17 protein-coding genes are annotated in these 17,607 nt (G+C 69.8%); 8 read left to right on the top strand and 9 right to left on the bottom strand.

Annotated features, from left to right (window positions below):
- Positions 1-80: 80 nt before the first annotated feature.
- From AB4070_RS09695 to AB4070_RS09705, 3 genes are read left to right on the top strand one after another with little or no spacing between them, the layout of a single operon-like run.
- A complete protein-coding gene (locus AB4070_RS09695; RefSeq protein WP_282847608.1) occupies positions 81-548 on the top strand; it encodes an Lrp/AsnC family transcriptional regulator in 468 nt (155 codons plus the stop codon).
- 28 nt (positions 549-576) lie between these two features.
- Positions 577-1,980, top strand: a complete 1,404-nt coding sequence (locus AB4070_RS09700; protein ID WP_441979897.1) for an NAD(P)/FAD-dependent oxidoreductase — start codon at positions 577-579, stop codon at positions 1,978-1,980.
- Entirely contained in the window at positions 1,977-2,324 is a 348-nt protein-coding gene (locus AB4070_RS09705) for a cupin domain-containing protein (protein ID WP_441979898.1), read from the top strand. Before AB4070_RS09700 ends, AB4070_RS09705 begins: the two co-directional genes overlap by 4 nt.
- On the opposite strand, the gene AB4070_RS09710 is transcribed toward AB4070_RS09705, so the two are convergent.
- Genes AB4070_RS09710 through AB4070_RS09735 form a run of 6 tightly spaced genes read right to left on the bottom strand, consistent with a single transcriptional unit; the run spans position 2,312 to position 9,728 of the window.
- Positions 2,312-2,911, bottom strand: a complete 600-nt coding sequence (locus AB4070_RS09710; protein ID WP_441979899.1) for a histidine phosphatase family protein — start codon at positions 2,909-2,911, stop codon at positions 2,312-2,314. The genes AB4070_RS09705 and AB4070_RS09710 overlap by 13 nt on opposite strands.
- Positions 2,908-4,545, bottom strand: a complete 1,638-nt coding sequence (locus AB4070_RS09715) for an ABC transporter ATP-binding protein (protein WP_441979900.1) — start codon at positions 4,543-4,545, stop codon at positions 2,908-2,910. Before AB4070_RS09715 ends, AB4070_RS09710 begins: the two co-directional genes overlap by 4 nt.
- On the bottom strand, positions 4,542-5,408 hold the full coding sequence (locus AB4070_RS09720; protein WP_441979901.1) for an ABC transporter permease: 867 nt from the start codon (positions 5,406-5,408) through the stop codon (positions 4,542-4,544). The genes AB4070_RS09715 and AB4070_RS09720 overlap by 4 nt, the downstream gene beginning before the upstream one ends.
- Positions 5,405-6,361, bottom strand: a complete 957-nt coding sequence (locus AB4070_RS09725; RefSeq protein ID WP_441979902.1) for an ABC transporter permease — start codon at positions 6,359-6,361, stop codon at positions 5,405-5,407. Before AB4070_RS09725 ends, AB4070_RS09720 begins: the two co-directional genes overlap by 4 nt.
- Before the next feature lie 2 nt (positions 6,362-6,363).
- Entirely contained in the window at positions 6,364-8,022 is a 1,659-nt protein-coding gene (locus AB4070_RS09730; RefSeq protein ID WP_441979903.1) for an ABC transporter substrate-binding protein, read from the bottom strand.
- Positions 8,022-9,728, bottom strand: coding sequence for an amidohydrolase (locus AB4070_RS09735; protein ID WP_441979904.1), 1,707 nt, complete (start codon positions 9,726-9,728; stop codon positions 8,022-8,024). Before AB4070_RS09735 ends, AB4070_RS09730 begins: the two co-directional genes overlap by 1 nt.
- Before the next feature lie 162 nt (positions 9,729-9,890).
- On the opposite strand from AB4070_RS09735, the gene AB4070_RS09740 reads away from it, so the two are divergent.
- From AB4070_RS09740 to AB4070_RS09755, 4 genes are all read left to right on the top strand, one after another.
- Positions 9,891-10,553 (top strand): TetR/AcrR family transcriptional regulator, encoded by a 663-nt coding sequence (locus AB4070_RS09740; protein WP_441979905.1) that lies wholly within the window; start codon positions 9,891-9,893, stop codon positions 10,551-10,553.
- Between the two features lie 80 nt (positions 10,554-10,633).
- The gene (locus AB4070_RS09745) at positions 10,634-11,926 is read left to right on the top strand and encodes a flavin-dependent oxidoreductase (RefSeq protein ID WP_441979906.1); all 1,293 of its coding nucleotides are present in this window, start codon (positions 10,634-10,636) and stop codon (positions 11,924-11,926) included.
- A complete protein-coding gene (locus tag AB4070_RS09750) occupies positions 11,923-12,399 on the top strand; it encodes a MarR family winged helix-turn-helix transcriptional regulator (RefSeq protein ID WP_441979907.1) in 477 nt (158 codons plus the stop codon). Before AB4070_RS09745 ends, AB4070_RS09750 begins: the two co-directional genes overlap by 4 nt.
- Complete coding sequence (locus tag AB4070_RS09755) at positions 12,396-12,872, top strand: DUF3237 domain-containing protein (protein ID WP_441979908.1); 477 nt, start codon at positions 12,396-12,398, stop codon at positions 12,870-12,872. Before AB4070_RS09750 ends, AB4070_RS09755 begins: the two co-directional genes overlap by 4 nt.
- Before the next feature lie 78 nt (positions 12,873-12,950).
- Here the strand turns inward: AB4070_RS09755 and AB4070_RS09760 are convergent, their stop codons facing one another.
- Positions 12,951-14,459 carry a carboxylesterase/lipase family protein gene (locus AB4070_RS09760; RefSeq protein WP_441979909.1) on the bottom strand — a complete coding sequence of 503 codons (1,509 nt, stop codon included), beginning with the start codon at positions 14,457-14,459 and terminating at the stop codon, positions 12,951-12,953.
- 29 nt (positions 14,460-14,488) lie between these two features.
- Positions 14,489-15,796 carry an MFS transporter gene (locus AB4070_RS09765; protein ID WP_441979910.1) on the bottom strand — a complete coding sequence of 436 codons (1,308 nt, stop codon included), beginning with the start codon at positions 15,794-15,796 and terminating at the stop codon, positions 14,489-14,491.
- Between the two features lie 166 nt (positions 15,797-15,962).
- On the opposite strand from AB4070_RS09765, the gene AB4070_RS09770 reads away from it, so the two are divergent.
- Positions 15,963-16,532: a TetR/AcrR family transcriptional regulator gene (locus AB4070_RS09770; RefSeq protein WP_441979911.1), complete on the top strand. Its 570-nt coding sequence runs from the start codon at positions 15,963-15,965 to the stop codon at positions 16,530-16,532.
- A 34-nt stretch (positions 16,533-16,566) separates the two neighbouring features.
- Here AB4070_RS09770 and AB4070_RS09775 read toward each other — a convergent pair whose 3' ends face one another.
- Positions 16,567-17,544: a DNA-methyltransferase gene (locus AB4070_RS09775; RefSeq protein WP_441979912.1), complete on the bottom strand. Its 978-nt coding sequence runs from the start codon at positions 17,542-17,544 to the stop codon at positions 16,567-16,569.
- Positions 17,545-17,607: the final 63 nt, after the last annotated feature.

Below are 17,607 nucleotides of genomic sequence, written 5' to 3' on the forward strand. Positions count from 1 at the left end.
CCCTGCGGAATCTGAAGATACTTCCGACAAATTCGACTGAATCAGTTGCAGAATTGCATACCGACTGACAATATCGACACATGAGCACGAAGCCGTCCCAGCCTGCCCTTGATGACATCTCGAAGCGCATCGTCGAACTGCTGCAGGAGGACGGCCGCCGCCCCTACGCCGAGATCGCCCGCGAGGTCGGACTGAGCGAAGCCGCCGCTCGTCAGCGCGTGCAGCGGATGACCGAGGCGGGCATCATCCAGATCGTGGCGGTCACCGATCCGATGCAGCTCGGCTTCCACCGCATGTCGATGATCGGCATCCGGGTCTCCGGCAACCCGCGCGAGATCGCGCAGGAGCTCACCACGATCCCGGAGCTGGCCTACGTGGTCGTGACGCTCGGCACCTTCGACATCCTGGTCGAGGCGGTGTGCGAGGACGACGAGCACCTCATCGAACTCATCGCCACCCGCATCCGTACCATCCCCGGTATCACGCACACGGAGAGCCTGCTCTACGCCGGTCTGTACAAGGACCTCTACAACTGGGGCACGCGCTGAGGCGCGCCTCCGAGGAACGGAGAGAACGATGGGCACCACCGTCTTCGAACGCCAACGGCCTTCAGCGAGCGTCATCGACGCCTCGCTCCGGGACACCGCCCTGCGGGTGTTCTGGCTCGACGACGTCGAGCGGCCGACGCACCCGCCGTTGAACGGCACTGTCCGTGCCGACCTCGCCATCGTCGGCGGGGGGTACGCCGGGCTGTGGACCGCGGTGCGCGCCAAGGAGCGCGACCCCGAACGTCGTGTCGTGCTGCTCGAAGCCTCGCGCATCGCCTGGGCCGCCTCCGGGCGCAACGGCGGATTCTGCGAGTCGAGCCTCACCCACGGCCACGAGAACGGCGTCAACCGATGGCCGGAGGAGATCGACCGGCTCGAAGAGCTCGGCCACGCGAACCTCGATGGGATCGGTGAGACGGTCGAGCGGTACGGCATGGATGCGGAGTTCGAGCGCACGGGTCAGCTGGCGGTCGCCGTCGAGCCGCACCAGGTGGACTGGTATCGCGAAGAGCCCGGCTTCCTCGACCGCGAAGCCGTTCAGGCCGAGGTGCACTCGAAGACCTTCCTCGCCGGAGACTGGGATCGCGACGGCTGCGCCATGGTGCACCCCGCCAAGCTCGGCGTCGAGCTGGCACGCGTGGCCGCCGACCTCGGCGTCGAGATCCACGAGCACAGCATCGTCCGCGCGATCGAGGGCGACGGATCCGGTCCGATCACCCTGGTCACCCCGGACGGCCGCGTGGTCGCTGACGCCGTTGCCCTCGGCACCAACGTCTTCCCCTCGCTCCTCAAGCGCAACCGGCTGATGACCGTTCCGGTGTACGACTACGTGCTGATGACCGAGCCGCTGTCGACCGAGCAGCTGGCATCCATCGGATGGTCGAACCGTCAGGGCCTCGCCGACAGCGCGAACCAGTTCCACTACTACCGGCTCACCGCCGACAACCGCATTCTGTTCGGCGGCTATGACGCGGTCTACCACTTCGGCGGCAAGGTGCGCCCGGAGTACGAGGACCGCATGGAGAGTCACCGCAAGCTCGCCTCGCACTTCTTCACGACCTTCCCGCAGCTGGAGGGTCTGCGATTCACGCACCGCTGGGCGGGAGCCATCGACTCGTCGAGCCGCTTCTGCGCGTTCTTCGGCACTGCCCGGAAGGGACGCGTGGCGTACGCGACCGGCTTCACGGGCCTCGGCGTCGGTGCTGCGCGGTTCGCGGCCGACGTCATGCTCGACAAGCTCGCGGGCGAGGAGACCGAGCGCACCGAGCTGCGGATGGTGCGCGAGAAGCCCATCCCGTTCCCGCCGGAGCCTGCGGCGTCGATCGGCGTCAATCTCGTGCGCGCTGCCATGAACCAGGCCGACCACAACGAGGGCAGGCGCAACCTGTTCCTCAAGGCCCTCGACGCCGTCGGCATGGGCTTCGACTCGTGAACGGTCTCGCCGCGGGGAGTGCGGTGGATGTCAGGGCGCTGCCTCTCGCGCATGAGCCGCTGCCCTCCGACGATGTGCTCGCCGGCACGCCGACGACCGCGATCCGCGAGCTGGCGACGCTGGGCGGGATCGAGATCGGCGTCTGGGAGATGACGCCAGGCACCGCGACCGACACCGAGGCCGATGAGGTGTTCGTGGTGCTGTCCGGCCGCGCCACGATCGCCTTCGCCTCGTCCGGGCTGCCCGACCTGGAGGTCGGACCCGGCTCCGTCGTGCGTCTCGCCGAGGGCATGCGCACGACCTGGACCGTCACCGAGACGCTCCGCAAGGTCTACATCGCCTGATCGACCGCGCGCGTGACGCGCCAGCGACCGGGCCGGCCGTCCACTGTCGACACCGAGAGGTTCGCAGGTCCCGCCACGACGTGGTCGAGGTCGGCGCCGAGGGCGTCGAGCAGCAACAGGATCGTCACACCGCTGGTGACGACGAGGACCTCGTCTCCGTCGTCGGCCGCGCGGCCCAGCGCGGCGAGAGCGCGCGCGACGACGGCATCCGGATGCTCTCCTCCGGCGCTCGCCGAGAGCTCCGTCAGCACGGCGCGCAGCGGATCGGGGGCGTCCCGATGGTCCGCGAGTTGCCGGACGAGCGCCGCGCTCCGCGCACCCTCCAGCGCCCCGAAGCAGACCTCGCGCCATCCGGCGTCCTCCCGCGGCGTGCTCGCGGGGCACAGCTGGCCGGCCGTCTCCCGGTGCCGGATGCCGTCCGCCGACACCACGGCGTCGAAGACCAGACCGTCCGCGGCGAAGTCCTGCCGGCGAGCTGCGGCCTGCGCGCGGCCGTCGGGGGTGAGCGGCGCGTCCGCCCACCCCTGCATGCGTCCCGCCGCGTTGAGGAGGCTCTCGCCGTGCCGGACCAGCCACACGCGCGTCACGAGACCGGAACGGGAACCGAGTCGATCAGCAGGCGCGTGTACTCGTGCTGCGGGTTCTCGAGCAGTCGCTCTGTCGGGCCGGCTTCGACGATCTCCCCTCGGCGCATCACGATGGTCTCTGCACACACCTTCCGCACCACGGCGAGGTCGTGGCTGATGAAGAGCAGCGTGAGTCCCCGGTCCCGTCTGATGTCGGCGACCAGGTCGAGCACCTGTGCCTGCACCGAGACGTCGAGAGCGCTCGTCGCCTCGTCCATCACGAGCAGCTCCGGCTCCACGGCGAGCGCCCTGGCGATCGCGACCCGCTGCCGCTGACCGCCGGAGAGCGTGCGCGGACGGGCGGTCAGATGCTCCTCCGCCAGCCCCACAGCGGTGAGCAGTTCGAGGGCGCATGCGATGGCAGCGGCTCCGGTGCGCCCGGTATGCAGTTTCAGGACGTCTTCGATCGCGCGTCCGGCCGGGATCCGCGGATCGAGCGAGAGGTACGGATCCTGGAACACCATCTGCACGCTCTTCGCCCGCTCCAGCCGTTCGCGTTTCGAGGCAGGGATGCCGGCCATCGCGCGACCTCCGATGCGGATCTCGCCGGCATCGGGCTCCTCGAGTCCGACGATCATGCGCGCGAGCGTCGACTTGCCCGACCCCGATTCGCCCACCACGGCGAGAGAGCCGCCGCGCGGGATCACGAGGTCGGCGCGCGCCACGGCGGCCACGGGCGACCTGCCCCGGCGCCGGTACGTCTTCCCGACGCCCGACACGAACAGCTGCGCATCCTCCCCCTGTGTCTCCTCCGCTGCCGACGTCCCCAGCGACACGGATGCCGCGGCGACGCCGCCGGAGATGCGCGGGGTCGCGGCGACCAGGCGCCGCGTGTACTCGGCCTGGGGGGCCACGAGCACATCGCGGGCCGGCCCCTCCTCGACGACGGCGCCGTCCTTCATGACCACGAGCCGATCGCACAGCGACCCTGCGAGGTTGAGGTCGTGGGTGATGAAGAGCATCCCCATGCCGTTCTGCGCGCACAGGTCCCTCAGCACCTGCACGATCTCGGCCTGAGTCGTCACGTCGAGGGCGGTGGTCGGCTCGTCGCAGACCAGCAGCTGCGGAGCGGTGCTGAGTGCGCCGGCGATCATGACCCTCTGCAGCATCCCGCCGGACAACTCGTGCGGATGCTGCCCGAGGTGGTCGTCCGGCGCCGGCAGCCGCACGGCGGTGAGGAGCTCGACGGCCCGCGCGCGGGCATCGTCCTTCGGCCACCCCTCGCACAGCCGCAGCGCCTCGGTGACGTGATCGCCCACGGTGCGCATCGGGTTGATGCCCGCGCGCGGATCCTGGAAGACCATCGCGGCCCTGTGTCGACGGATCTCCTGGCGGTCGACGCCGGCGGTGAGCGGCGACCGCCCCTCCACCTCGACGGCACCGCCGACAGCCGCGCGGTCCGGCAGCAGGCCGAGGACCGCCCGCGCGGTGAGCGACTTCCCTGAGCCGGACTCGCCGACGAGCCCGACGGTCTCGCCCGGCGCGACCTGCAGGGTGATGCCGTGCAGCAGGCGGGTGCCGTTCGGGAGGTCGAGGGTCAGGTTCCGGATGTCGAGCAGCGGGGCGTCGACGGGATCGATGTCTCGGGTGTTCATGCGGGGATCTCCCCTCCGATGCGGTCGGACAGCTCCTCGCCGATGATGTTCACGGCGACGACGACGATCACGACGATGACGGCCGGCGCGATCGCCGGGAGGAACTGGCCGGACGCGATGCCGGACTGCGCCTCGTTGATCATGCCGCCCCAGTCCGCCGTGGGTGGTTGCACGCCGAGGCCGAGGAACGAGAGGCCGGCGAGCTCGGCGAGCACGTATCCGAAGTTCAGGGTCGACTGCGCGCCGATGATGGGCGTGACGTTGGGCAGCACGCGGCGCAGCGCGATCCATGCGCCGCCGAAGCCCTGCACCCGATATGCGGCGACATAGGGTCTGCTGCGCTCCGCCGCCACGAGCGACCGGGTCAGCCGCGCCACGAACGGCGCATACGCGATGCTCATGGCGATCACCGGCGCGATGAGGCCCTTGCCGAACAGGGCGACGGCCATGATCGCGATCAGCAGCGACGGGAATGCGAACAGCACATCGAACACCCGGCCGAGCACGGCGTCGATCCACCCTCCGCGCCAGCCCGCCAGGAGCCCGAGGAGGATGCCGAGGACCGTGGAGAACACCACGACCGCCAGTGGGCCGATCAGCGCGGTGCGGCCGCCCCAGATGATGCGGCTGAGGGTGTCGCGGCCGAGCGAGTCGGTGCCCAGCCAATGCGCGGCCGACGGCGGAGCGTAGAAGGCCGTGAAGTCGACGGCGTCCGGGTCGTAGGGGGCGATCCATGGCGCGAAGATCGCCGACAGCGTCACGACGGCCAGCACGATCGCACTGAGCGTGAACAGGAACGGCGGACGGGGGATCCGCGGCGAGCGGAGCACGCGCACCGCCAGCGTGGGGGTCGGGGTCGTCATCGGGCACCAGCTCCAGCAGCGGATCGCGGATCGATCCAGGGTTCGAGGATGTCGACGATCGCGTTGATGACGACGAACGCCGTCACCACGAGCAGCACGATCGCCTGGACGACGGGGAAGTCCAGCCGGTCGACGGACTGGACGAGCAGCGAGCCGATCCCCGCGAGGCCGAAGGCGGCTTCCACGATCGAGCTCGCCACGATGAGGCCGGCCACCAGCACGCCGCTGACCGTGAGGATGGGGCCGAGGGCGTTGCGCAGCACGTGCCGGCGGACGACCACCGTCTGCCTCACGCCGCGACTCACCGAGACCTCGACGTGCTCGCGACCGAGCTGCTCGACCATCGCCGAACGCGTGACCTTGCCGACCAGCACGATGAACACGATCGCCAGGGCGATCGACGGCAGCACGAGGTGGTAGACCATGTCGGGGAACCCCTCGCCGGATCCGAACGACGGGAACCAGCCGAGCTGCACGGAGAACACCGCGATCAGCACGATGGATCCGACGAACGACGGGATGGCGCCGAGCACCGTGAGGCCGATCAGGACCACGCGGTCGACGACCCTGCCGCGGTTCAGCGCAGCCACCGCGCCGAGCACCAGACCGACGACGGCGATGATCGTCCCCGCCATCACGACGAGCGTGAGCGTCACGGGCAGGCGCTCGCCGATGACCACGCTCACGTCCTGCCGGAACTGCAGCGAGCGGCCGAAGTCGCCCCGCACCACCCCGCCGATCCAGCGCAGGTACTGCTCGATCGGCGACTTGTCCAGGCCGTACTGCGCGGTGACCTGGGCGATCGCCTCCGGACTCGGCTTCCGCCCGCGCAGGAGGAAGCTCACCGGATCTCCGGGCACCAGGAAGCGAGAGAAGAAGACGAGCAGTGACGCGAGGAAGAGCGTCAGCAGCAGGCCGCCGAGCTTCCCCGCGACGCGTCGTGCAGCATCCATCGTCAGCGGGCGCCGATCTCTGCGGCCCACGGGTAGTAGAGGAACGCCATCGAGGGGGACACCCCGGAGATGCGCTCGCCCTGGAACAGCGGCAGCGGTCCGGTGGAGAGCGGCAGCCATGGGAGCTCGGCGTTCGCGATCTGCTGGGCCTTGGCCGTGAGCTCGCTGCGCGCCGCCGGGTCGTCCGTCGCGATGGCCTGACTCACCACCTCGTCGAACTCGGGGTCGCTCCAGCCTCCGTAGTTGCTGAACTCCCCCGTGCGCAGCACCGAGTACATCTCGAGGGCGTCGGGACTGGAGAGGTACCAGCTCGTGTAGAAGAGGTCGACACCCTCACGGGCGCTCGGATCGGAGAACAGCGCCGTGTACGCGGCAGGACTCACCGACTCGATGTTCACCTTCAGCCCGATGGACTGCGCTGCCGCGGCCGTGGCCTGCGAGATCACGGCGAAGTCGTTGCCGATCGGCGCGGTGACGTAGGTGAGCTCCGCGCCCTCGGCGCCGGCCTCGGCGATGAGCTTCTTGGCCTCCTCCAGGTTCTGCTCGTAGTGCGTCACGTCGTCGAACGCCGCCGTCTGCGCGGTCTCGGAGGCGTCCCGCCACACCGCCTCCGTGGTGAAGACGTCCGTCACCTCGCCGACCCCGCGTGCCGCGGCCTGCACGATGCCGTCCCGGTCCATCGCGAGGAGCAGCGCCTTGCGCACCCGCAGATCGCCAAGCGGACCCTCGAGGTTGCTGATGACGAGGTTGCCGACGGCGGTCGAGGCCCCGAAGAGCGCATCGCCCTTGCCCGATGCCTCGAGCTGCGGCACCGCCTCGATAGGGATCATCCAGCTCCCGTCGACGCTGCCGGACTTCAGCGCGTTCACCCGCGCGGTGGAGTCGCCCATGAACACGAAGCGCACCTCGCCGGAGTGCGCCTTCAAGGCGTCGTCCCAGTAGTCGTCGTAGCGGGTGAGGGTGATCGACTCCCCCGACTCCCACCCGGTGAACGAGAAGGGCCCTGTGCAGTTGACCCCACCGGTCGAGTTGCCGTAGTCGGCACCCTTCGCGGCGAGCGTCGCCGCCGATTCGATGACCCCGGCCGAGCCTCCCATCGACAGGTTGAACTGCGAGTCCGGGCCGGACATCGTCACGGTCACCTGGTGGTTGCCGGTCTGCGAGATGTCGACGACGTTCTGGTAGACGGAGAACCACGACGACCCCACGGCGGGGTCCAGGTGGCGCGACATCGAGGCGACGACATCCGCCGCAGTGAGGGGCGTGCCGTCGTGGAAGGTGACCCCCTGCCGGATGTTGTACACCCACGTTTCCGGCGTCGGATGCTCGAACGACTCCGCCAGCGAGGGCGTGAGCGAGAAGTCGGGGTTGAGGCGCAGCAGCGACTCGCACACGTTGGCGAGCACCTGGTTGTCGGCGTAGTCGAACGCGTAGGCGTAGTCGAGCGAATAGGGCTCTGCGTAGCTGGCGAACGTGAACGAGTCGATGTCGCCGCTGGGCGCGGCCGTCGTATCGGTGATCTTCCAGTCGATGGTCCCCTTGTCGCCGTCGCCGCCGTTCGATGCGGCAGGGCTGCACGCGGCGAGCGCGACGACGGCGAGGATGCCGGTGAGGGCGGCACCGGTGCGGAGGACAGGGTGGGTGCGGAGCGAGCGGTGCATCAGGACTCCTGGGGGCGAGAGGTGTTGTGAGAGGTGCGGGGTTCGGGTTCGGGGGATGCGGTGTGCACGAGTTCCCCCTCGATCCAGGTCGAGGTGACCCTGGTGCGGTACAGATCATCCGCGGCGACAGCGAACGGGTTCGGATCGAGCACGACGAGGTTCGCGAGGTAGCCCTCGCGGATACTGCCGGTATCGTCATCACGCCGGTTCACGTAGGCACTGCCCGAGGTGTAGGCGGCGAGCGCCGTCTCGAGGTCGAGGCGCTGATGTGCCCCGCCGAGCGGGGGCTGGGTCGAGTCCGGGTAGGCCCGGTTGACGGCGATGTGGATCGCGGCGATCGGGTCGGCGCTCGAGACCGGCCAGTCGCTGCCGGCGGCCAGGCGCACGCCGGCCCTGGCGAAGTCGCCGAACGGATACTGCCGCGCCTCCTGGCCGTCCTGCAGGAACGGCAGCGTCAGCTCGTCCAGCTGGTCTTCGTGCGTCGCCCACAGCGCCTGCAGGTTGGCGACGGCGTCGAGGTCGGCGAAGCGGGCCACGTCGGCTTCAGCGACGATCTGGAGGTGTGCGAGATGGTGGCGCCCCACCGGCTCGCCGTTGACCTCGCGCGCGGACTGCAGCGCGTCGAGGGCCTCCCGCACGGCACGGTCGCCGAGGGCGTGCATGTGCACCTGCTGACCCGCGGCGTCCAGGGCGATCACGTACTCGCGCAGCCGCTCCGGGTCGATGAAGCTGAGGCCGTGGTTGCAGGTGTCGTGACCCGTCTCGTCGCGGTAGGGCGTGAGCATCGCAGCTGTCTGGTTCTCGGCGACGCCGTCGACCATGATCTTCGTGGTGCCGAGGTCGAGCCGGCGGTCCGGGTGCGCTGCGGCCGCAGTCTCCCGTCGGGCGACCATGCGCTCGACCTGGTCGATGCCGCCGTCCCGCACCCACCATTGCGCGCCGACGACGTGCACCGCGAGAGTCCCTTCCTCCAGTGCGCGCTCGTAGGCGGAGATCGGGTCGGCGATGCCGGCGACGTCGGCGCCGACCATCGCGTCCTGCCAGCCGGTGATCCCGAGGGCGATGAGCTCCTCCTGCGCGCGGAGGAGCCCCTGGTAGGCGAGATCGGTCGAGGTCACCGGGCGCACGTGCGCGAACAGGTCGCCGGCGCCCTCGTGGAACGTGCCCGCGGGGTATCCGTCGGCCTCGCGCACGATGCGGCCGTCTTCGGGGTCTGGCGTCTCCGCCGTCACGGCAGCACGCCGGATCGCCTCGGTGCTCGCCCAGGTGCTGTGGTGGTCGCGGCTCTGCAGCAGCACGGGCCGGCCACCGGTCGCCTCGTCGAGCAGGGCGCGGGGCGGGTTCCCGCCGGGGAAGTGGTCCATGCTCCAGCCGCCACCGAGGATCCACTCCTCGTCGGGGTGGGCGTCTGCGTAGGCGCGTACGCGGGCTGCGGTGTCGGCCGCGTCCTCGGCCTCCGACAGGTTGCACTGCAGGAGTTCGATGCCGCCGCCGACCGGATGGATGTGCGCATCCTGGAAGCCGGGGCTGAGCAGCGCGCCGTCGAGATCGATCCGCGCCGCATCGGGGGCGGCGATGGCGTCGACCCCGCTCTCGGGGATGACGGCGGCGATGCGTCCGTCGCGGACGACCACCGCGTGCTGATCGAGCGGTGCACCGCTTCCGGTGAACACGGGACCCCCGTGGAAGATGAGCTCGCGCGACATCGTGCGCCTTTCTTCGTCGTCGAAGTTGCTGGAACGCGATAAAGCTATCCCCCGCCCTCACTGATGTCAACACCGTTGTCAGCATTGTGGCAGGAGTTCTATCCTGCGGAGAGCGATCGCGCCTTCTCGTGGCACGATGGAGCGAGGAAGACCGGAGACACGATGGCGAACAGCAAGGCCCCCACCCGCGTGCGGCTCGACAGCGCGATGATCATCGATGCCGGGAAGGAACTCGCCGAGACCGGGGCGGCATCGATCTCGGTGCGCGACCTCGGAAGCAGGCTCGGCGCCGACCCCACGGCGATCTATCGCCACTTCGCCAGCAAGGACGCCCTGATGAGCGCGCTCCTCGACGAGCTCAACGGCGAGGCGGCCGCCTCCGTCGATCTTCCGGTCGAGGACTGGCGCGGGCGGCTGCGCATGCTCAGCGAAGCGACCCTGGCGCTGTTCACGCGCTATCCCGCCATCGGCTCGGAGGCCACCACGCTCACCACTCACGGCCCGGGCGAGCTCGCCGCGATCGAGCTCATGCTCGACGCCTTCCACCGTGCAGGCCTGCGCGGGCAGGACCTGGTGCGGCACTACGCCCTCCTCGCGTCGCACGTGCTGTCCGGCGCGGCCGGGATCGCGCGTGCGCATGCGGGGCGCGACGCCGACGAGGGCGACAGTCCGTGGATCGACTCCCCGCTGCTCGCCGATCCCCGCCAGTTCCCGCTGATCGCCGACAACAGCGTCTTGCTGTCCGAGCTGCAGGATCGCGAGCTGTTCCTGCTCGGCGTGGACGTGATCATCGAGTCGGCCGCCCGCACGGCGCAGGAGTCCTGACACTCGGGCCTTGCGCTCGAGATGATTTTGTTGCAAAACTACTCCCGCCGCTCACGGTGAGCGGCGGGAGGAAGAGATCGATGAAGATCATCGTCATCGGTGCGGGCATCGGCGGACTCGCCACGGCGATCAGCCTGCACGAGGCCGGACTGCGCGACGTCACCCTGTTCGAGCGCAGCAGCGCCATCCGCGGACTCGGCGTCGGCATCAATCTGCTGCCGCACGCCATGCGGGAACTCACCGAGCTCGGCGTCGCCGAGACGATCGCCGCAACGGGCGTCGCCCCCGCAACCCTCAGCTACTTCACGCGCCGCGGACAGGCGATCTGGAGCGAGCCGCGCGGCCTCGAAGCCGGATACCACTGGCCCCAGCTGTCGGTGCACCGCGGTCGACTGCAGCTGGCGCTCCGCGACCTCGCGGAGGCCCGCCTCGCCGAGCCGATCCGCCTCGGACACCGACTGATCGGCACCACGTCGAACCCCGACGGCACTGAGACCGCGCGGTTCGCCACCGACGGCGGTGACGTCGAGGCGACCGCCGACGTGATCATCGGCGCCGACGGCATCCACTCCGCCCTGCGTGCCCAGCGCTTCCCCGAAGAGGGTGCTCCGCCGTGGAGTGGGCTGACCCTGTGGCGCGGCATCACCCGCATCCCCGCGTTCCTCGACGGACGCACCATGATCATGGCGGGCGACGGCGAGCAGAAGTTCGTCGCCTACCCCCTGTCGGAGACGGACGCCGACGGCCGGATGCTCGTGAACTTCATCGCCGAACGTCGGGTCGGCGGCAGCGGCGACGCGGACTGGAACCGCGCCGTCGACCCTGCACCCATCGCCGAGCTGTTCCGCGGATGGAGCTTCGACTGGCTCGACGTGCCGGCGGCCATCGCCGCAGCCGACGAGATCCTCGAATATCCGATGGTCGACCGCGACCCGCTGCCGCGCTGGACGTTCGGTCGCACCACGCTGGTCGGCGACGCGGCGCACGCGATGTACCCGAACGGTTCGAACGGCGGGTCGCAGGCGATCCTCGACGCCCGCACGCTCGCCTTCCATCTCGCGGGTGCCGACGACACTCTCTCGGGCATCGACGACGCGCTCGCCCGCTATGAGGAGGCCCGCCGTCCGGCGATGGCCGCGCTCCTCGCCGGAACGCGCGCTACAGGACCGGAGCGGGTGATGCAGCTCGCGCACGAACGCGCACCCGAGGGCTTCAGCGACATCGACGAGGTGATCCCCCTCGCCGAACGCCGACGGATCGCGACCGACTACAAGGTCGCGGCCGGCTTCCTGCCCGAGTTGCTCAACGAACGGCCGTCGCTCACCCCGCCACGCGACGACTCCGCGGTGCCGGCGACCGGGGCCCGCGGATGACCGCGCTCGACGCCGCCCGGCTCGCGGCCGTCATCTCCCCGCTGCGGCGGGCGCTGCTCGCGGCGACCCGCGCGGAAGCGGGTCTGCCCGAGCTGTCGGACGCGCAGATCGACGTGCTGCGCACCCTCCCGCGGGGCACGAGCAGAGGCCCGGCGCAGATCGCCGCACAGCTGCGGCTGCAGCGGTCGACCGTCAGCAACCTCCTCGGCGCGATGGAGGCCGACGGGCTCATCGAGCGCGGCCCCGACCCGTCCGACGGACGTCGAGTGGTGGTGCGCGCATCAGCCGAGGCACTCTCGCTGTTCGACCGCTTCGATGCGGTGAACACGGCCCTCGTGACGCGTGTCGGCCGCGGGCTCGACGACGCCGATCGCGCGGCCCTCGACGCCGCCCTGCCCGCGCTCGAGCGACTCTGCGCCGCACTCACCTACCCGGAGACCGCCCCCTCCACGACACACGAGGACGTTCCGTGAAGACTCTGCACGATCTGCTGCCCACTCCGACGCTCGAGACCGCCTTCGATGTCACGGTTCGTCTCGGCCCGCTGGAGGACCACGGTGCGACCAGTGCCGGCCATCGCCGGGTCGTCCCGATCCTCGGCGGACGCATCACGGGCATCGTCGACGCCGAGATCCTCCCCGGCGGTGCGGATTGGCAACTCCTACGCCCCGACGGCACGATCGAGATCGACGGGCGCTACTCGGCGCGCACCGTATCCGGCGACCTGCTGCTGCTACATGCGAGAGGGGTGCGCACCGGAGCACCGGAGGTGCTGGAGCGACTCGGGCGAGGAGAGGACGTGGATCCCACCGCGTACTACTTCCGCACGACGGTCGCGATCGAGACGGCGGTGTCCTCCCTCGTCGACCTCCAGCGGCAGCTCTTCGTCGCGGCCGCCCAGCGCCGCACCGACGCCGTGCACTACCGCGCCTACCGCGTCAGCTGATCCTGCTGGCGCTTTCGAATCGCGTGAATGGTCCCGTCTCCCCCGGGAATGGAGCCATCCACGCGATTCGCACCCGGGTCAGGTCGCGCGCAGCAGCGGACGCACGGACGCGTAGGCGTCGGCGACGTCGCGCGTCGGCACGTCGTAGACCCGGGCGATGCCCGCGGCACCCTGATGGCGTGGCCACCCTGGGTCACCCCCGGCGATGAACGCGACGGCCGCCCCGTGCACCTCGTCGGCCAGCTCCTGCGGAGGGTTCGATCCGGCGAGCGGCTCCATGGCAGGGCCGTCGAGGCAGTCGAAGAAGAACGGCACGTCGAGGCAGTGCTCGGCGAAGCCGAAGTGTCCGGACGGCCAGGAGAACCGGTACAGCCAGGTGGGTGCCGAGCCGCGGTCGGCGAGCGCGTTCAGCAGCGACGTCCGGAACATCCGGTCGGTCAGCAGGCGCCCGCCCAGGCGCGCTTTGCCGAGACCTGCGATGTCGGCATTCGCGGCGAGGTACTCCTTCCGCACGGCTTTCGGCAGTCCCAGCTTGTTGAGCAGGAGCGACCTCGGCACCCAGCGCAGCTTCTTCTCGGCCCCGGAGAGCACCATCGTGAACTCGTCGTCCGTCGCGCCGAGGACGAGCGGCTTGTCCGCGCCCACGCCGGCCCGCAGAGCCTCGCGCGTGGAGCGCGGCAGCAGATCGCCGTCGACCGTCGGCCCGAGCGGGAGCCCCTCGTCGATCACGCTGCCCAGGGAAGAGGGACCGAGCTCCGTGGCCTTCTTCTGCAGCTCGAGGATGCGTTCCTCGCGCAGCGACGAGAACCCTGCCACGGTCGGCTCGACCCCCGCCGCAGCGGCGAGCGCACGCCCGAAGGCCTCCGACCGCGTGGCACCCACATCGGCGAGCGCGCCCGAGATCGCGTAGACACCGTGGAACAGGTGCTGCGCCTGCTCCATGCCGAGCAGGGTGAGCACCGCACCTCCGCCCGCGGACTGCCCGGCGATCGTGACGCGCGACGGATCCCCGCCGAACTCCGCGATGTTCTGCTGCACCCATTCGAGGGCGAGCAGCCAGTCGCGCACACCACGGTTCGAGGGCGCATCCTCGATCCAGCCGAAGCCGTCGAAGCCCAGCCGGTAGGAGAGCGAGACCGTGACGACGCCGTCGCGGTTGAAATTGCGCCCGTCGTACCAGGGGCTGGCAGGCGAGCCCGCGAAATAGCCGCCGCCGTGGATCCACACGAGCACAGGGAGCCCGGCCCCCTGCTCCGCTCGGCTCGGGTCCGGGGTGAACACGTTCACGTTGAGCGTGGCGTCGCCCTCGATGCTCGGCTCGGGGATGAGCGTGACGCCGGGGTCTCCGCGCTGCGCGGTCGCCGCGAACTCGAGGGCATCGCGCACGCCCTCCCACGGCGCCTTCGGCACGGGCGCCTGGAAGCGCAGTGCACCGATCGGCGCTTCGGCGAACGGGATGCCGAGGAAAGCCGCCGATCGCGGATTGCCCCGCCCTCCCGTGGTCGGACGCCAGCGGCCACGCACTCGTCCGGCGGCCGTGGCCACCTCGACGAAGTCGGCGGTCGTCTCGGAATCGGTATCGGTCATGACAGTATTCTCCCGGTCGTTCCCGGTCATCAGCGCACTCCCTTGATCGGCGCGGTCGCCACGGCGGCGAGGATCACGAACACGATCGCGAAGACGAACAGCATCGCGTAGCCTCCGAGCGCCGTGATGATGACGCCGCCGATCGCGGGGCTCAGGGCCTGCGGCACGTTGGTCGCCACGTTCAGGATGCCGAGGTCCTTGCCCGCGGAGACCCCCTCGTTCGGGAGGACCTCGGTCATGAGCGCGGCGTCCACCGACATGTACAGCCCGAAACCGATGCCGTTGATGATGCTCATCAGGATCATGCCCGTCATGTTCGGCTGCAGCAGCGGCATCGCGAGCCCTGCCACCATCACGACGGACGCGGCGTAGATGAACACCTTGCGGCGACCGACCCTGTCGCTCCACCACCCGGAGAGCCCGATGGCGACCAGGGTCGGGATGAAGGCCACGAGGGTGAGCGTGACGACCGCGCCCTGGGCCTCCGTCAGGGGCAGCCCGATGTAGTCGGTGAGCATGTACAGCTGGTACGAGCTGACGACGAAGTAGCCGAGGATCAGCAGGAACCGCGCCCCGAACGCCCATGCGAAGTCGGGGTGGCGGCGCGGGTCGATCCAGAAGCCCCGGAAGAAGGCGCCCCATCGGAACGGGTCCACCGCCGCGTGCTTCGACGACCAGTCGCGGTTCACCACGGCGAACAGCAGCGCCGCCACGATCACCGCTCCACCGAACGCCGCGTAGCCGATGCCGATCTGCGCGGCGAACGCCCCGGCGAGCATGATGCCCACCGTCATGCCGACCTGCGTACCGAGACCGATCATCGCGCTCGCGCCGCCACGCTTCGACCGCGGGAAACGGTCGGCGGTGATGGCCGTCAGCGGGGCCTGGAAGAAGTTCAGCGCCACCTGGATGATCACCCAGAACACCGTGATCCAGAGGATGTCCGTCAGCGAGCCCATGCCGAACAGGAAGATGCCGCCGATGACGGCGCCGAGCACCATCCACGGCACCCGGCGTCCGAACCGCGAGCGCGTGCGATCGCTCAACGCCCCGACGATCGGCTGCGCGAACAGGGTGAAGACGAACGAGATGGTGGTGACGACGGCGAGGTTGCCGACCTTGTTCGCCTCGTCGATCATCAGCACCTGGCTGGGCAGGAGGATCGCGATGAGCCCGCCGTAGGTGGCGAACAGGGTCAGCGAGGCGATCAGCAGGCTGGGCAGCAGCCGCCGATTCGCGGGCGGACTCGCCGCCGGTTCTCCCGCGGCGGGCGGAACGGAGCGGATGGTGCCGGTCGGGGCGATATCAGCGGCGGGGTCGAGCGGGGACACGGACATGTCGGCTCCTCGTTGAGCGTGATCGGGTCGTTGAGCGTGATCGGGTCAATACCAAACGGTGTTTGGTATTCGTCGGACATGCTGACAGATCGTCGACTCTCCGCGCAAGCGATTCACGAACGTTGTTTGGTTTTTGTGATCCGACCGTGACGGTTACCCTGGAGCGATGGCTACACGGGGGGCATACGCGAAGGGCGTCGCCAAGCGCGAGGAGATCCTCGAAGCGGCACTCGCCGTGGTGGCCGAGCACGGTTACCGCAAAGCGTCGGTCCGAGAGATCGCGGACGCCGCCGGACTCAGCCCCGCGGGCCTGCTGCACTACTTCGGCAGCAAAGAGGAGCTGTTCGTCGCGATCCTCCGCGCCAGAGACGACCGTGACGAACAGCAGTACGCCGGCGAAGACGCCTCGGCCGCGTTCCTCGCCGTCATCCGTCACAACGCATCCGTCCCCGGTCTCGTGCAGCTCTACGCGCAGCTGGCCGCCGAAGCCGGAGATCCTGCCCACCCCGCCCACACCTACTTCCGCGAGCGCACCGAACGCATCGAGGCCTTCACCCGCGCCCAGCTCGTCGTCGACCAGGAACAGGGACGGATCCGCGCCGACCTCGACCCGGCATGGGTCGTCCGCACCCTGCATGCCTTGGCCGATGGGCTGCAGGCTGCGTGGATGCTCGATCCCTCGCTCGACATGGCCGCCGAGATCGAGCAGTTCCTCGTGCTGCTCCGCCCCTCCTGACGGAGCGGTTCCGGCGACTCCGGCGGAGTGCGGTTCAGCGAAGCGATGTCACCTCGGCGTGCGGCATCCGCGTCTTCATGATCCTGACGGCCTCGGGGTTGTCGTCGATCAGCACGGCGTCGCGTCCGAGCGCCGATGCCACCGCCCCTGTCGTCCCACTGCCCGCGAAGAGGTCCAGCACACGGTCGCCAGGACGACTCGACGCCGTGACGATGCGTCGCAGGATCCCCTCGGGCTTCTGCGTGGGATAGCCGGTCTTCTCCCGACCGGTGGTGGGCACGATCGTGTGCCACCACACATCGGTGGGCAGCTTGCCGCGCGCCGCCTTCTCGGCGGTGACGAGGCCGGGGGCCATGTACGGCTCGCGGTCGACCTCGTCGGAGTTGAAGACGTACCCTCGAGGGTTCTTCACGTACACCAGGATCGTGTCGTGCTTGGTGGGCCAGCGGCTGCGCGACTTGGCGCCGTAGTCGTACGCCCAGATGAGCTCGTTGAGGAAGCAGTCCCGCCCGAACACCGCATCGAGCATGACCTTCGCGTAGTGCGCCTCCCGGTAATCGAGGTGAAGGTACAGCGTGCCGTCGTCGGCGAGCAGCCGCCATGCCTCTTCGAGCCGTGGCATCAGGAAGGAGCCGTAGTCGTCGAAGCGGTCGTCATAGGCGCGCAGCATCCCGCGCACCCGCTCGTAGGCGTGGCCGTGGAAGCCGTGCCGCACCTCGGCGTCCGCGGCCGGCGCTGTCTCTTCCGGCTCCGGTGAAGAACTCCTCGGATCCGTACCGGTCACCCGCACGAGGTCGCGGAGCTCCGGGATCGTGTCCGTGGCCGGCGCCGGTTCTCGAGGAGTTGCGAACGTGCGCCGTGCGGTCACCACCTGCCGCTCCTGCGTGCGGCCGGTGTTGAACGGCGGGTCCAGGTACACGAGCGTGAACGAACCGGAAGGCAGGGTCGCGGCGACGGCGAGGTTGTCACCCTCGACGATGGTCACCGCACCGGGCACGACCGGCTCTGGCATGACCGGCTCTGGCACGACCGGCTCTGGCACGGACACGGTGGCAGGCGCGACGTCCGGAGTGTC

Origin of the sequence: Microbacterium sp. 2RAF4 (assembly GCF_052115285.1) — a bacterium.
Lineage (GTDB): Bacteria > Actinomycetota > Actinomycetes > Actinomycetales > Microbacteriaceae > Microbacterium > Microbacterium oxydans.